Consider the following 16,900-nt stretch of genomic DNA (forward strand, 5'->3'; position numbering starts at 1 on the left):
CTAAACTAAAATATGTACTTTCATTGCTTAAATTAAAGACTTTTAAACTTAGGTGATTTTACAATAAACCAACTGAATTAAAAATTAGAGTTCTATGAATTATATCCAAATTGGAATTTTCTTTTTACAAGGTACTTTAATTGCTTTATTACTGCTTTTTCTTTTTAATCTTCGCAAAAAACTAGGAATTGGTTTACTCTTTGCTTGTTTAGGTTTATTCCAATTTATGCAAGTTTTTCTTTCGAGTACGGTTTATGTTAAAATTGCAAATAACTTATTAGTCTCACCAGGTTCATCGGTATTTTTTACAGCGTCATTGTTTGCAATACTTTTAATTTACATTAAAGAAGATGCAAGTGAAACTCGAAAAATTATTTATGCTTTATTAATAACAAATATTGCTATAGCCGTTTTAATTACAACTTTTAATTGGAATATTGAAGATCCTTCAACCTACAATCCTTTAAATGTAACAACAAACTTATTTGATAATAGTGCTTGGGTGCTACTTGTAGGGACCATAGCATTGTTTTTAGATGCGTTATTAATAATTATTGTATATGAATATATATCTAAAAGACTACCCTTTTTATTTTGGAATATTTGTTTAACAATGCTCATTGCAATAACATTTGACACCTTTTTTTTCTCACTTATTTCATTTTTTAAAAGTAAACAACTTGGTGTAATTATAACTTCAGGATTAATTTCGAAAGGAGTTTTCACCATTTTTTATAGCATTCTTTTTTATATTTATTTAAAGTTTTTTGAAACTAAAGAATATGATACACATTACTTTAAAATAAAAGATTTATTTAAAACCCTCACCTACCGTCAAAAATTTGAAATGGCACGATTAGATGTCATTAAAACTTCTGAAGAAATCAGAAAAAATGAAATTAAATACCAAACACTCACAAATATTTCACCAGTTGGTGTATTTCATACACGCGAAGATGGATATACAACTTTTGTAAATCCAAAATGGTGTGAAATTTCTGGAATGACTGAAAAAGATGCGCTAGGCTCAGGTTGGCTTAAATCTGTGCATCCTGATGATGTAAAAAACATAAAAACAAATTGGGAATTAGCAACACTTCAAAAACAAAAATCAAATACAGAATATCGTTTTTTATTAAAAGACGGTTCTATCAAATGGGTACTTGGACAGGCAGTTCCAGAGTACAATAGTCAACAAGAAATTATTGGGTACGTAGGTACAATTACTGATATTACAGAAATAAAATTATACCAACAAGAACAAATTAAACTGAAAGAAAAGGCAGAAGAAAGTAATCGTTTAAAATCGGCATTTTTAGCCAATATGAGTCATGAAATTAGAACTCCAATGAATGGAATTCTTGGTTTTACAGGACTACTTCAAGATGAAAAAATTTCAATTGAAAAACAACAAAAATATCTTGAAGTTATTGAAAAAAGCGGTAAAAGAATGCTCAATTTAATTGATGACATTATAAGTATTTCAAAAATTGAATCAGGAATTGTTAGCATTACCACAGAAGAATTTAATATAAATGAACACCTAGCCTATGAATTGAGATTTTTTAAACCTGAAGCTGAAGCTAAAGGACTACAACTTACAATGCATACTGCTTTACCAACTAATGAAGCCTTTATAAAACTTGACAAAGAAAAATTTGTATCAGTACTAACCAACCTTATTAAAAATGCCATAAAATATACTGAAAAAGGAAGTATTGATTTTGGTTATATACAAACTAAAAACACACTTGAATTTTATGTGAAAGATACCGGAATTGGTGTACCCATTTATAAACAAGATGCCATTTTTGAACGTTTTATACAAGCTGATATTGATGATAAAATGGCGCGACAAGGTATTGGTTTGGGACTGTCAATATCTAAAGCGTACATTCAATTACTAGGCGGTAAACTTTGGTTAGAAAGTGTTGAAAATGAAGGGTCTACTTTTTACTTCTCAATACCAAACAACAGTACTATTGGTGAAAATAATAACTCAATACAACAACATTTTAACACCAATATTGAACAAGAGGTAAAAAAAATAAAAGTTTTAATTGTTGAAGATGATGAAACTTCAAAACTATTACTTCAAATATTATTTTTAAATTTAACTTGTGAAGTTTTACACGTTAAAAGTGGAATTGAAGCCATTAAAACATGTAAAGAAAATCCTGACATCAATTTAATTTTAATGGATATTAGATTACCTAAAATGGATGGATATGAAGCAACAAAACAAATTAGAACTTTCAATAAAAATGTAATTATTATTGCTCAAACCGCACACGCTTTAACGGGTGATAAAGAAAAATCTTTAAAAGCTGGATGCAATGAATATTTGACCAAACCAATAATTAAAGATGATTTGTTAAAAATTATTAAACGTTATTTTGTTACTTTATAAATAACTATTTTCAAACACCCTTATTGCGCTTCAGCAACAAAAACATGAAACAAAAATTAGTGACTTTTTCAAAAATACTTAGTGGCGAACTGGTATTCGATAACCTTTATAAAAGTATATATGCAACAGATGCCTCAGTCTATAGAAAAATTCCTTTGGCAGTTGCTTTTCCAAAAAACATAAACGATTTAAAATTATTAATTCAGTTTGCTACTGAAAATAATATTTCATTAATTCCCAGAACTGCTGGAACTTCATTAGCTGGGCAATGCGTAGGAGACGGAATTGTAGTTGATGTTTCTAAATATTTTAAAAATATTGTTGCATTTAATGAGAGAAAACAAACGGTAACCGTTCAACCCGGAGTAATTAGAGATGAACTAAACTTGTTTTTAAAACCTTTCGGTTTATTTTTTAGTCCTAATACGTCAACAAGTAACCGCTGTATGATTGGCGGAATGGTTGGAAATAATTCATCTGGTACAACATCAATCAAATATGGTGTTACCAGAGATAAAGTAATAGAATTAAAAACCATTTTAAGCGATGGTTCCGAAGCAATTTTTAAAGAAGTTTCTACAAAAGAATTCCATCAAAAAAAGATTGGAAACAACTTAGAAAATACCATTTACAAATCTATATGTAATGAATTATCTTCTGAAGAAATTCAACAAGAAATTATAGCTAAATTCCCTAAAAAAGAAATACATAGAAGAAACACTGGTTATGCCGTTGACACATTAATAAACACGCCTGTATTTAGCAGTTCAAAAACGCCTTTCAACATGGCAAAATTGCTTACCGGAAGCGAAGGTACCTTAGCGTTTACAACTGAAATTACACTTCAACTAGATAAATTACCACCGTCAAAAAGTGTTTTAGTTGCCGTACATTTTAAAAGTATTCAAGAAAGTATGGAAGCAGTTGTAGTTGCAATGAAACACAATTTATATATGTGTGAATTAATGGATAAAACCATATTAGATTGCACTAAAAACAATAGAGAACAAACTAAAAATAGATTTTTTATTGAAGGTGATCCGGCAGCTATTCTTATGTTAGAAGTAAAATCAAATTCAATTAATGAAGTTGAACAATTTGCAAACGCTTTAATTTCCGACTTAAAAAAACATAATTTTGGTTATGCTTTTCCTAAATTAATGAACAATGATATACAAAAAGCCATTCAACTAAGAAAAGCTGGTTTAGGTTTATTAGGAAATATTATTGGTGATAAAAAAGCCGTTGCGTGTATTGAAGATACAGCTGTAGAACTGTCTGATTTACCAAACTATATTGCTGAATTCACAAAAATGATGGAAAAATATAGGCAAAATGCCGTTTACTACGCACACGCCGGTGCTGGAGAAATTCACCTACGCCCTATTTTAAATTTAAAAAAGAACACAGATGTTCAACTTTTTAGAACTATAACAACTGATGTTGCCAACTTAGTAAAAAAATATAACGGTTCTTTTAGTGGAGAACACGGTGATGGTATTGTACGTGCCGAGTTTATTCCACTTATGATTGGTACAAAAAATTACGAGTTACTTAAACGTATTAAAACAACTTTTGACCCCAACAATATTTTTAACAAAGGAAAAATAGTAGATGCTTTTCCTATGGATAAAAGTTTGCGTTATAAAGTTGATAGAATTGAACCAGAAATTAAAACCATTCAAGATTTTTCAGACAGTGAAGGAATTTTACGTGTTGCAGAAAAATGTAATGGTTCAGGTGATTGTAGAAAACCGGTTTCTGCAGGCGGAACAATGTGCCCAAGTTACAGAGCTACAAATAATGAAAAAGATACCACTAGAGCCAGAGCAAATGCGTTAAGAGAGTTTTTAACCAATTCAGAAAAAATAAACAAATTTGATTATGAAGAACTAAAAGATGTGTTTGACTTATGCTTAAGTTGCAAAGCGTGTGCAAGTGAATGTCCAAGTAATGTAGATATTGCTGCGCTAAAAGCCGAATTTTTACACCATTACTATAAAACCAATAAACCAACTTTAAGAACCAAATTATTTGCAAAAAATGTAAAATACAATAAGTTAGGAAGTCGTATTCCATTTTTAACCAATGTTGCTTTAAACAATAGAATTACTAAAAAAATAGTAGGTATTGCAGCACAACGTAGTATTCCAAAATTGTATAAAACAACACTTAAAAAATGGTACAATCGCAATGTAAAGCAGCTCCATAAAAATAGCTTTAAACAAGGAGAAGTTTATTTATTTTGCGATGAATTCACAAATTATTACGATGTTACTATAGGAATTGATGCCATTGAATTACTTACAAAATTAGGCTACAAAGTTATTATTATAAACCACGAAGAAAGTGGTAGAAGCGCCATTTCAAAAGGCTTTTTAAACAAAGCTAAAGAAGTTATTGATAAAAATATTGAGACATTTAAAGATTTAATTTCTGAAGAAAAACCATTAATAGGAATTGAACCTTCGGCAATATTAGGTTTTAGAGATGAATACATTCGGTTAGCCGAAGATAAAACCGCTGCTAAAAACATTTCTAAAAATGCATTTACTTTTGAAGAATTTATAAAAATGGAATTTGAAAAAGGAAAAATTAATGCTTCAAATTTTAACAACAACACAAAAGAAATTAAAATTCATGTTCATTGTCATCAAAAATCTTTAAGTACAACTGAAGCTACTTTTACTATGCTGAATATTCCAAAAAACTACAAACCAACAATACTAAATACAGGGTGTTGTGGTATGGCTGGAAGTTTTGGTTATGAAAAAGAACATTACAATATTTCTATGCAAGTTGGTGAAGATACCTTATTCCCAAAAGTTAGAAATTTACCTGAAACCATTGAAATTTCTGCGGCCGGTACAAGTTGCAGGCATCAAATAAAAGATGGTACAAACAAACTAAGTAAACACCCTATAACCTTATTAAAAGAAGCACTATTATAATTATGAGCAAAAAGAAAAAATACGAAGCAAACGCTTCTAGATACGAAAACATGAATTACAGAAGAGCTGGAAATAGTGGTTTACTATTACCACAACTTTCTTTAGGTTTATGGCATAACTTTGGGTTTACAGACGATTTTAAAAATGCAAGAAATCTATTAAAATGTGCTTTTGATAACGGAATCACACATTTTGATTTAGCCAATAACTATGGTATTCCAGCAGGATCAGCAGAATCTAATTTAGGTAAAATTCTAAAAAAAGATTTCAAAAGGTATAGAGATGAATTAATAATTTCTTCGAAAGCTGGTTACGGAATGTGGCCTGGACCTTATGGAGAATGGGGGTCTAAAAAGTATCTAATGGCAAGCTTAGATCAAAGTTTAAAAAGAATGGGATTGGAATATGTAGACATTTTTTATAGCCATAGACCAGATCCAAATACACCATTAGAAGAAACAATGGGCGCTTTAGATTTAATGGTTCGACAAGGAAAAGCGCTGTATATTGGAATTTCTAACTATAGTGCTGAAGATACTGCCAAAGCATCAAAAATATTAAATGATTTAGGAACTCCTTGTCTAATTCATCAACCTAAATACAATATGTTTGATCGTTGGGTTGAAGATGGATTATTAGAAACAATTGATAAAGAAGGTATTGGAGCAATAGTTTTTTCACCATTAGCACAAGGAATGCTAACAGACAGGTATTTAAATGGTTTCCCTGAAGATTCTAGAGCCGTAAAAGATGGACGATTTATAACTACAAATCAAATAAACACACAACTTGAAAAAATAAAAGCACTAAATGAAATTGCAAAAGAAAGAGCACAAAGTCTTGCTCAAATGGCTATTTCATGGATTTTAAAAGATCAAAGAATTACCTCTGTATTAATTGGAGCTAGTAAAACCAATCAAATTTTAGATAGTTTAAAAGCAACCGAAAATATTGAATTCTCTAAAGAAGAATTAGCTAAAATTGAGGCTATTTTAAAATAGCTGATTTTTAACAAAAAAAAAGCGCAAATTAAAATTTGCGCTTTTTTTATATTTAAGTTTTAATTATTTTCTATATAAAGGGTCAACTCCAATAGTTCCAACTAAACTTTTTAAATACTCTTTTGAACCAGCTTCTTTACATAAATCTTTTACTTTTTGTAAACGTGTATTCAAATCTAATTCCTCATTAATCATTGTATTATTTGGATCTTGAATAAAGTTTTCTAAATAATCAATTTGTTTCGTATAAAAAGCAACATCTTTTTGTTGTTTTAATTTCAATCTTTCTTTATACCAATCACTATTAATTACGTATTCTCTTTCAAAATAACTTCTTAATTCTGGATCACTTAATTCTTTACCTTCGTAAGTACCGTAAGCCATCATATGCAATAATATTTTTAACGGTGGAATTGCAGCATCAATACTTCCATCTTCAAAATAACGAAGAGCTACTTTTTCTTGAGCTTCAACAATATTAGCAATACCGTCAACAAAATCTTCCATACCTTGTAATTCTGGTTTTAACATTTTTTCGTTAAATACAGCATTAGGTTCGTCAAAAATACGGTTTAAACATCTTAAAGAGAAGGTACTTGTAATACGGTATCCTAATCTACTTGCTAAAACTTTTTTACCATCGTAAACAAAATCTTCCATTTTCTCAAGAGATCCATTTGCAATTAAAGCTTTTGGATCACGATCTTCAGGAACTAAACGTGCCCAAATTTCTGGAATTAATAAACTAATATCGTGATCTACTTTATTTTCTCCTCCAACGTAACCTGCAGCAGTACTAAACGCATTAGATTCTGTTAAAATATGAGATAATAACGCATTATTTAAATCGGTTGTAGGCGTTAACATGTTAAAAGGACCTTTTGTTAAAGCACCTTCAGAACCAGCTCCTGTTGTTGATGGAGATTTTCCTGTTAAACTACAAATAAAGTCCATAAATAACTCAGGAGTTTCCTGATAGTGGATTGGGTTGTATACTGCTAACGGACGAATACCTGCTTTTTTATCAACTGGATTGTTTCTTCTTCCTGGTAATACCGCATTTACAACGTTTATTACAGGTTCATCAGCTTTAATTCTTCTATACAATCTAACACCAATTTCACCTAAATAGCTATCTTCAGTTTCATTGATAAAAATATTACGCTCTAAATAACGTGGATTTTTAGTTGGCTCACCATTTACAATTCTTGTATGAGATGGCAACGCAAAATATTCCTCATCATTTGGACTTTCAACAACGCTAATAATTAAATCTTTAACAGGCTGCGTGTATTTGTCAAAATTAATAGTGTCTTCAAAAATTTCAATTGCATCTTCTTTTCTTAGTAATTCGTAATTTGTTAAAAATACATTGTTACTTACTAAGTCATGCTCTGCACCTTTATCATAACCACGAACAATTGCTTCATCAGGTCTTTGGAATAAATGTGATTCACAGTTTGCAACTACTTTTAAACTCTTGTTTGAATACGTAGAGTTTAAGTTTGAAAATTGATTTCTTGGTAGTGTAATTGATGCTGAAATATCATCTTCAATTTGAATTTTTGTACTTGCAGAAAAATCTGAACGTAATTTATTCAATAACCAAACACCTTTTTGGTTGAAACCAATTCTAACATAACTTCCAACTACTGGTGTATTGTTATATTGTAATCCTGTACCATTTTTACCGTTGATAATTTCAACAGACATACAGTCTTTCCAGTTTAAACCTTCGTTATCCTGACGATATAACCTTTTCACAAACAACACCAATGATCTAATATGAACAGGAATATTGTTTATAAACTCATTATACTCATCACTATTTTCATTTGACGGTGTTAATAATTTAACTGCTGAACCTAAAGTTCTTCCTTTATCTAAAAATGATCTTGATGGTGGTAATGATGGATCATAATCTTTCCATCTTTTAGAATAATTATATTCAATAATTTCATCAGCCTTTTTAAAATCTTCTTCAATATCTACAATGTTAAATGCACTATACGTAATGGCATTTTGCATAGATTTAGAAATTTCAGATTTACCACCACCTGAAACAGTACAAGGTTTATGACAAAATATTCCTTCAGGAGACGTATTTACAATTCTCCATAAAGCAATTGCATTGTGCTTTTCAAGTTTAAATTTATTACCTGTAGGGTGAACATATGTTTTTAATGGCGATAAGATTAATTTTTGATATTTATTCTTATACGTCCAACTAATACTATTTGTATTGGTATTTATGTAAGCATCTTCTGGTAGGTAAACAATATTTGGATATTTTTTATCTACTGCATAGTTTTCAGGTTTTACGTCAATTTTATCACCTAAAAATGCTTTTACATCTTCAAAGTTATGCTTATTTCCAAATTTAGCTGTAAATCCTGCACCATCAACAATATCACCCATTACACCTCTTGGGTAAGCAATTGCTCCACCTGCGTGTTCCTCTTCAACTAAACCATATAAATTGGCAGAATAGCTAATTTGAGTTTTAATTTCCTTTTTAGAATATCCAAAATAGTTATCAGCAATAATAGTAACAACTACTCCTCTATCATCTCTACAAGTTACTTTAAAAGCACCACCATCATTGTACAATTCATTCTCATCTTTCCAGCACATTCCATCATTTCTTTGACGTTCTGTAGCGCTATCATAGTGTGGTAAACCAACATCTTTTTTCTTCAATAATTTTAACTGTGGCGCTAAAATAATACAACCTGTATGTCCTGTCCAATGTTCAGTATCCAATGCTGCATCATTATGAGCTAAATGAGGATTTCCTGCATTTCCAAAAATAGATTCAACAAAATCTAAATTTGTTACCAAGCTACCTGGTGCAAAAAAGCGTACTTCTAAACTCTTTTTTGAAATTACTCCTTTAACTTCAGGGCAAACCATAGGACGCATTAATAGCGACACCATTAATTTTGCTTTATCTTCTTGGTTTGAAGTAAAAGGTAATGTTTTTAAAGCATCAGAAGGATTAAAAGCTGCTTTAAGGAAATGTGCAAAAGCAATTCTTGGCACTTCTTTTTTATCTAATGGTACAGGTAAATTACCTTCTACAATATGAAAAGTTCCTTTTGTAGTTCTTTTATCATTGATTGGGTTATTTAAAATACCTTGCTTAATTCTATGCGAAGTAATATCTTCACTAACAAAAGTTTTTCCGTTTGGAGGTAAACTTACCTCTCTTGCATGTCCCTTTTGATTTAAAATAAGTGTGTCATTTGGTAAAGCATATTTTGATTTATCAAAATCAACATCTTTTAAATAATCATTTAAAAAGTTTTGGATACGAGTATCTGCAGGTGACAAATGACTTGACAATAACCTTGATTTCTCTTGAAAACTTTTAATGAAAGAGTTTGTTAATTTTTGAAATTCTAAGTTACAAAATTTAACATCTGAATTTTCATCATCTTGATAAATTGGCTGTCCTAAAGAAGCTAGTTGAATGTTTATATACTGTACAGTATCTTTCCTATTTTGCTCTATTGATTCTTGATTCTCTTTGTTCATTGATGAAAAAAAATTTAAATTCCTATAATTAATTTAGTAAAAATCACCTTCTTACTAGTTTGTGTTTAAAATTGGTTAACCAATTTGAGTCACAAAAATGAAGAAAATTACATAATAAATAAAGAAAATTACCAACTATTTTAAAAATAAAGAGAATTAGACCTTTTTTATGTAATAAAAATCACAAAACGGCTATAATATATATATTCAATTAAGGTTTAGAGGCTTACTTATTAAATAATTCGTAAATTTTTAATGACAAAAAACATTATTTAATAATTTGTATATAATTTCACAAGTACACGTAAAACCTTGTTATTTGAGGCATTGCTATCTCAAAAACTAAAAATATGGTCTAATTTTATTGCTAAAACAGAAAACAAACCAAAAAAAAGCTTAGAATTTTTAAAAAATCCTAAGCTTAAAAGTATTTATGTACTGTAAAATTATCTTGAATAATTTGGTGCTTCTTTTGTAATAGTTACATCATGTGGATGGCTTTCTCGCATACCTGCCGAAGTAATTTTAACAAATTGAGCTTCTTTTTGAGTAGTAATATCTTTTGCTCCACAGTATCCCATACCGGCTCTTAAACCACCAATAAATTGATGCATTGTTTCAACCAACTCACCTTTATAAGGCACACGTCCAACAATTCCTTCAGGAACTAATTTTTTAATATCGTCTTCAACATCTTGAAAATATCTATCTTTTGAACCATGTTTCATAGCTTCAACAGAACCCATTCCACGATACGATTTAAACTTACGGCCTTCAAAAATAATAGTTTCACCTGGCGATTCTTTTGTTCCTGCTAATAATGAACCTAACATTACCGTATCTGCACCAGCAGCAATAGCTTTTGGTATGTCACCTGTATAACGTATTCCTCCATCTGCAATTACTGGAACACCTGATCCTTTAATAGCTTCAGCAACATCTAAAATAGCCGATAACTGAGGAAAACCAACACCTGCAACAACACGCGTTGTACAAATTGATCCTGGTCCAATCCCTACTTTTACCGCATCAGCTCCTGCCTCAACTAAATATTTAGCTGCAGCACCAGTTGCAATATTTCCTACTATAACATCTGTGTCTTTATTTTTACTTTTAACCGCTTTTAAAACAGCAACCACACCTTTTGTATGTCCGTGCGCTGTATCAATAATCAATGCATCAACACCAGCAGCAATTAAAGCTTCTGCTCTTTCAACAGCATCACCTGTAACTCCAATGGCAGCCGCAACTCTTAAACGCCCGTACGTATCTTTATTTGCATTTGGGTTTTCACTTACCTTAATAATATCTCTAAACGTAATTAACCCTACCAATTTGTAATTTGCATCAACTACTGGTAGTTTTTCAATTTTGTTAGTTTGTAAAATTAATTCAGCTTGCTTTAATGAAGTTCCTTCAGAAACAGTTACCAAGTTTTCAGAAGTCATAACTTCTTCAATTTTTCGGCTATTATTTCCTTCAAAACGTAAATCTCTATTGGTAACAATTCCAATCAAAGTACCTTCGCTATTCACAACTGGGATTCCTCCAATTCCGTATTCGCTCATAATACTTTTTGCAGCAAAAACAGTTTCATCTTTAGTAATAGTAACAGGTTCTAAAATCATTCCAGATTCAGAACGTTTTACTTTTTTAACTTCTAAAGCTTGTTTTTCAATAGACATGTTTTTATGCAACACACCAATACCTCCTTCACGAGCCATTGCAATTGCCATATCAGATTCCGTAACCGTATCCATAGCTGCGGAAACAATTGGAACATTTAAAGTAATGTTTTTTGAAAATTTTGTTTGAATACTTACTTCCCTAGGTAATATTTCAGAATATGCTGGAATAAGTAATACGTCATCGTAGGTTAAACCTTCTCCTACAAACTTGGAATCGTGTGAAATCATAGTGCAATCAACTTATAAATTAATTGCGAGCAAATTTACACTTTTTTATTGAAATAACAGGATTTATTTATTTCTTAACATTTTTATAACTCAATATCTCATACCCTATTGATACTACACTTATTACATAGCTTAATGTCATAAAAATTCCAGAAATAATAATTACATATTTAAACCATAACACACCTGTCCAAAGCAAATAAATACCTCCAAAAGTTAACACTAATGAAATAAATGGTTCAATCATTAAAAAGTGTTTTAGTTTTTTATTGATTGATGTTGTTGCTAATAATAAAGAAATTAAAAAGAAAATAACCGACATAGATAAAATATGACCGTGCACAATGGTTAATATTTCTCTTTCATTTTTTTTGAACTTCATAATTTCGGCATCTTCGTCAGCTTCATTTCCCAAATAATGCGTTTCAATACTTGCAGGTTGCATTGCTGTTGTATTATTAACAAAGCTTAAACCTCCAAAAAAACCAATACTTAATACCGAAATAAAAACCAGTATTAACACTTTAATTTCTTTTGGGAATTGATGTATAAGTCCGTGTACTTCCATTACAGTTGTCCTTTGTTACTTAAAATAGTCACAGTTTTTAATAACTTATTTACTTCATTCAACATAGATTTTACGGAAATTGTAGCTCCCGAAATTCCTGCAATATCTTGTTGATACGCTAATTCTTTCGTTGTTTCAGTACCTTCAAATTGTTTTAACCAACGCTTACTTCCTACTTCACCTCCGTGATCTTCTCTATAGGTAATTACTTTTACTTTTGAAACAATTAACTCTTTATCAAATATTACAATAAAGTCAAAAAAATCTGCTTTTCCGTAGGCTTTTCCAAAATAGTAATACCCAATTGTAGCGTTGTTATGAATAATTTTAAAAAAATTAGAATCATTAATACTAATAGGTAAACTTGCATTAATTTCAGAAGAAATATGTAAAGATTCTTTTGTAAATTCTTCAATTTTAAAAACCGAAGTAATTTCTTTTTTAATTAAAGCATCTACTCTTTTTGATGCTGTAAAACCAGACGAAATACAAACAATAAAAAACATGGCTATTATTTTTTTCATAAGAATAAGATGCTTTAATAATAATAATAATAATAATTATACTTTTTTAAAAACGTTTTAATTTAATTTGTTAGAACCAAACCCCTACACCTGCGTTAAATTGTGTATTTGTATCACTATCAACAACAGCATTGCTAAACAATTGGTAATCTACTTTAAATACAACTCCATTGGCCACTTTATAATCCAATCCAAAAGTTACATCATCTCTGTCATATGCTTTATTTTGAACCAAATCTCCTGCAGTTGCCGCATGTGTATTGTATTTTTCGTATCGTAAAAATGGTGTTAATTGTTGTACTCCTTTTAAAGGAAAATTATAGGCAACTTCCCCGTACACACCTGTCATTTGTGATCCTAAATCTTTACCACTAAACATATTATAAGCATCTGTATCAGATAAATCTGTATAAATATACTGACCTCTTAATTCTAAATTTTTATACACATAACGTGCATCCAATCCAATCATAGAAACACCAACTGTACTTTCTTCAATTGAAGTATCTTCAGTTTGAGTTTTACCAAAATAACCTGCCAAACCAACTCTTAATCCTCTAATTCCATAGTAATCAAGTTTTGTAGAAAAATTGGCAGAAGTAATTAAAGATTCTGCTCCTTTTTGACGTCCTTTTCGCAATCCGTCTGAACCTCTTAAAACTCCAGCTCCATCTATATAAGATATAAATCCGTTAAAAATATATGCTTGGTATTTTAATGAAGCACTATTGATATTACCTGAAACACCAATTCCTAACTCTCTCCAAGTAGTTGGCACAATATATTTATCTACATTTGGACGCTCCACACCGTGATACGTTGTAGGTTCATGAAATTCATTGATAATTCCCATTGGCACTAACATTAAACCTGCCAAAACATTTACAGATTCAGCAACTTTGTATTTTACAAATGCTTGTTCTACATAAACCTCTTTTACGTGCTCTAGTTCAATTTCAGTTAAAAAGCTCACTCTGTCATTAAATTTATAAGCAAACAATAACACCAATCTATGCACATCTAATTTTCCTGGTGCAGATCCATCAGGCTCATTGTAATCAATTTGACCATAACCACCTAAAGTTATCCCCTTATCTATTGGTGTACTTAATAAACGTTGACCAGAATTTAAATAACTACTTCCATCTCTTTGTTGAGACTGAAATTGTTGAATAGAATCTTGCGATTGCAAGGTTGAATTTTGTTGTGAATATCCAAAAACACTTGCTAAAACAAATGCTAATATTACTACTCTATTTTTCATTTTTAATAAAATTTAATTTAGATTGATTATAAATAGAGTGCAAACATATGTAACTTTTGATACATATAAAAGACTTATTTAGAATATTTCTAAATAAAATGACAAATATCATTTTAGCCCTAAAAAAAGAGAAGTGTAACGTTTTAAAACTAAATAAGTTAACTAGATAAAGATTTTTAAAGCTTCATTATAAGCGCTTTCAAAGCTCATTGCACTAATATTTGTAGAAGCTTTTTGTTGGGTAAAGTAAGAAACCAATTTTTCAGTTGGCATATTTCCGGTAAGTTCGTCTTTAGCCATTGGACAACCGCCAAACCCTTTAATTGCACCATCAAAGCGATTACAACCAGCAGCAAAAGCAGCATGCACTTTTTCGTGCCAAGTAGTTGGTGTAGTATGCAAGTGCGCCCCAAATTCAATAGAAGGATATTGAGGAATTAAATTAGAAAATAAATAAGAAATTATTTCAGGTGTTGAACTGCCAATAGTATCAGATAGCGACAAAATACGAACACCCATTGCAACAAGCGTACGTGTCCATTCTGCTACAATATCAACATTCCAAGGATTACCATACGGATTCCCAAATCCCATAGATAAATACGCAACCACTTGTTTATTAGACTTTGCAGCAATGTTTAAAATCTCATCTAAAATTGTAATAGATTCTGAAATAGTTTTACCAGTGTTACGCATTTGAAAATTTTCAGAAATAGAAAAAGGATATCCTAAATAATCAATTTCTTCAAACTTACAAGCATCTTGCGCACCGCGTACATTGGCAACAATGGCTAGTAATTTACTTTCGGTTTTACTTAAATCTAATTTTGACAATACATTTGCTGTATCGCGCATTTGGGGAATTGCCTTTGGAGAAACAAAACTCCCAAAATCTATGGTATCAAAACCAACTCGTAACAAAGCATTTATATATTGTGCTTTTGCTGAAGTAGGAATAAAATGAGACGTAACACCTTGCATAGCATCTCGCGGACATTCTATTAATTTTACTTTTCTCATACTACATCAAATATACAATACAATTATGAAAACAGTATAAAAAAGGCAATACCTACAAACACCACTATTTTAAACCATTTTATAAGCTTGCTAAAACTATTATGCTGTTGTAAATATTGGGCGAAACTACCAGATAATATAGAAACTACCGAAAATATTAAAAACGCTTGTAACATAAATAGGATACCTAATGCATAAAATTGAAACACCGTATTTAACGTGTTGCTAAATAAAAAACCAGGAAAAAATGCCAAAAAGAAAATTGAAACCTTCGGATTTAAAACATTCATTAAAAATCCTTGTTGAAATAACTTGAACATTCCTTTCTTTTCAACTCTAGTATTTAATAAAACTTCTTCTGAAGAAATATAACTTAAATACGCTAAGTACACTAAATAACAAGCTCCAAACAATTTTATAATAAAGAATACTAATTCCGATTGTTTTAACAATGCTGATACTCCAAAAGCCACCAATGTAGTATGCACTAAAATACCTGAAACCAACCCTAAAGCTGTTACAACACCATATTTTTTCCCATTAGTAATACTTTGAACCAATACATAAATTATGTCTGGTCCAGGCATAATTGTAAGTAACATTGAAGCTCCAATAAATGATATGAGAATCTCGTAGTTCAATTAGCTTTGCGCTAAAATTGCTTTATTAATCTTTTTTATTAGTGCCGGACCTTCATAAATAAATCCTGTATAAATTTGAACTAAATCAGCACCAGCGTTTAATTTTTCAAGCGCATCTTCTGCAGAATGAATACCTCCTACACCAATAATTGGAAAAGCTTTGTTTGATTTATCTGCCAAATATTGAATAACCTTAGTACTTCTTTCTCTTACTGGTTTTCCACTTAAACCACCATTTCCAATAGCTGTAAGCATTTCTTCAGAAGCTTTTAAACCTTCACGGTTTACTGAAGTATTTGAAGCTATAACACCTTCAATTTTTGTTTCAGCAACTATTTCAATAATTTCATCTAGTTGAATTTCATTTAAATCTGGTGCAATTTTTAATAAAATTGGTTTTTGAATTGCAAATTCTTTGTTCAAATCTTGCATTTTTGAAATCAATTCAATCAAGTAACTTTTATCGGTTAATTTTGCGTGACTTCCAACATTAGGACAGCTTACATTCAACACAAAATAATCTACAAAAGGATGTAATTCTTTAAAACATTCGGCATAATCGTTGGTATAAGCTTCAGGCATAGTAGCCGTATTTTTACCTATATTTCCACCTATAATTATTTTACCTTTATTTTCTTTTAACTTTTCAATAGCCGCTTTTAAACCTTCATTATTAAAACCCATTCTGTTTATTAATCCATTATCAGCTTTTAACCTAAAAATACGTTTTTTAGGATTTCCAGGTTGCGCCTTTGGTGTCACTGTTCCAATTTCAACAAAACCAAAACCAAAGTTTGCCAACTCATTGTAAAGCACCGCGTTCTTATCAAAACCAGCAGCCAAACCTACAGGATTCTTAAACGTTAATCCAAATAAATTTCGTTCTAACTTTTTACTATTCACTTGAAATAAACTTCTAAAAATTGCAGGAACACCCTGTATTTTTGAAAGAATTTTAATGAAGGAAAAAGTGAAATGATGAATTTTTTCTGGATCGAAAAGAAAAAATAACGGTCGTATTAAAAGTTTATACATGAATTTGATTTTTGCAAAATTAAAAAAAAGCCT

Annotated in this window: 11 protein-coding genes; 3 read left to right on the top strand and 8 right to left on the bottom strand. The window is 30.3% G+C overall.

Annotated features, from left to right (window positions below):
* Positions 1 to 94: 94 nt before the first annotated feature.
* From ACFQ5N_RS09885 to mgrA, 3 genes are read left to right on the top strand one after another with little or no spacing between them, the layout of a single operon-like run.
* Positions 95 to 2,410, top strand: coding sequence for a response regulator (locus ACFQ5N_RS09885; RefSeq protein WP_386809335.1), 2,316 nt, complete (start codon positions 95 to 97; stop codon positions 2,408 to 2,410).
* A gap of 44 nt (positions 2,411 to 2,454) precedes the next feature.
* The gene (locus ACFQ5N_RS09890) at positions 2,455 to 5,361 is read left to right on the top strand and encodes an FAD-binding and (Fe-S)-binding domain-containing protein (RefSeq protein WP_386809336.1); all 2,907 of its coding nucleotides are present in this window, start codon (positions 2,455 to 2,457) and stop codon (positions 5,359 to 5,361) included.
* Positions 5,362 to 5,363: 2 nt separating this feature from the next.
* The gene (mgrA, locus tag ACFQ5N_RS09895; RefSeq protein WP_386809337.1) at positions 5,364 to 6,362 is read left to right on the top strand and encodes an L-glyceraldehyde 3-phosphate reductase; all 999 of its coding nucleotides are present in this window, start codon (positions 5,364 to 5,366) and stop codon (positions 6,360 to 6,362) included.
* A 63-nt stretch (positions 6,363 to 6,425) separates the two neighbouring features.
* Here mgrA and ACFQ5N_RS09900 read toward each other — a convergent pair whose 3' ends face one another.
* From ACFQ5N_RS09900 to ACFQ5N_RS09935, 8 genes are all read right to left on the bottom strand, one after another.
* On the bottom strand, positions 6,426 to 9,899 hold the full coding sequence (locus tag ACFQ5N_RS09900; RefSeq protein ID WP_386809338.1) for a hypothetical protein: 3,474 nt from the start codon (positions 9,897 to 9,899) through the stop codon (positions 6,426 to 6,428).
* 446 nt (positions 9,900 to 10,345) lie between these two features.
* Positions 10,346 to 11,815 carry an IMP dehydrogenase gene (guaB, locus tag ACFQ5N_RS09905; RefSeq protein ID WP_386809339.1) on the bottom strand — a complete coding sequence of 490 codons (1,470 nt, stop codon included), beginning with the start codon at positions 11,813 to 11,815 and terminating at the stop codon, positions 10,346 to 10,348.
* 67 nt (positions 11,816 to 11,882) lie between these two features.
* Positions 11,883 to 12,383: a hypothetical protein gene (locus ACFQ5N_RS09910; protein ID WP_386809340.1), complete on the bottom strand. Its 501-nt coding sequence runs from the start codon at positions 12,381 to 12,383 to the stop codon at positions 11,883 to 11,885.
* The gene (locus ACFQ5N_RS09915; protein ID WP_386809341.1) at positions 12,383 to 12,907 is read right to left on the bottom strand and encodes an FMN-binding protein; all 525 of its coding nucleotides are present in this window, start codon (positions 12,905 to 12,907) and stop codon (positions 12,383 to 12,385) included. Before ACFQ5N_RS09915 ends, ACFQ5N_RS09910 begins: the two co-directional genes overlap by 1 nt.
* A gap of 70 nt (positions 12,908 to 12,977) precedes the next feature.
* Positions 12,978 to 14,171 (bottom strand): hypothetical protein, encoded by a 1,194-nt coding sequence (locus ACFQ5N_RS09920; protein ID WP_386809342.1) that lies wholly within the window; start codon positions 14,169 to 14,171, stop codon positions 12,978 to 12,980.
* Between the two features lie 162 nt (positions 14,172 to 14,333).
* On the bottom strand, positions 14,334 to 15,191 hold the full coding sequence (locus ACFQ5N_RS09925) for a hydroxymethylglutaryl-CoA lyase (protein WP_386809343.1): 858 nt from the start codon (positions 15,189 to 15,191) through the stop codon (positions 14,334 to 14,336).
* 23 nt (positions 15,192 to 15,214) lie between these two features.
* Positions 15,215 to 15,832, bottom strand: a complete 618-nt coding sequence (locus ACFQ5N_RS09930) for a LysE family translocator (protein ID WP_386809344.1) — start codon at positions 15,830 to 15,832, stop codon at positions 15,215 to 15,217.
* On the bottom strand, positions 15,833 to 16,867 hold the full coding sequence (locus tag ACFQ5N_RS09935) for a quinone-dependent dihydroorotate dehydrogenase (RefSeq protein ID WP_386809345.1): 1,035 nt from the start codon (positions 16,865 to 16,867) through the stop codon (positions 15,833 to 15,835).
* Between the last annotated feature and the right edge of the window lie 33 nt (positions 16,868 to 16,900).

Source organism: Lutibacter holmesii (assembly GCF_042679665.1).
Taxonomy (GTDB): Bacteria; Bacteroidota; Bacteroidia; order Flavobacteriales; family Flavobacteriaceae; genus Lutibacter; species Lutibacter holmesii.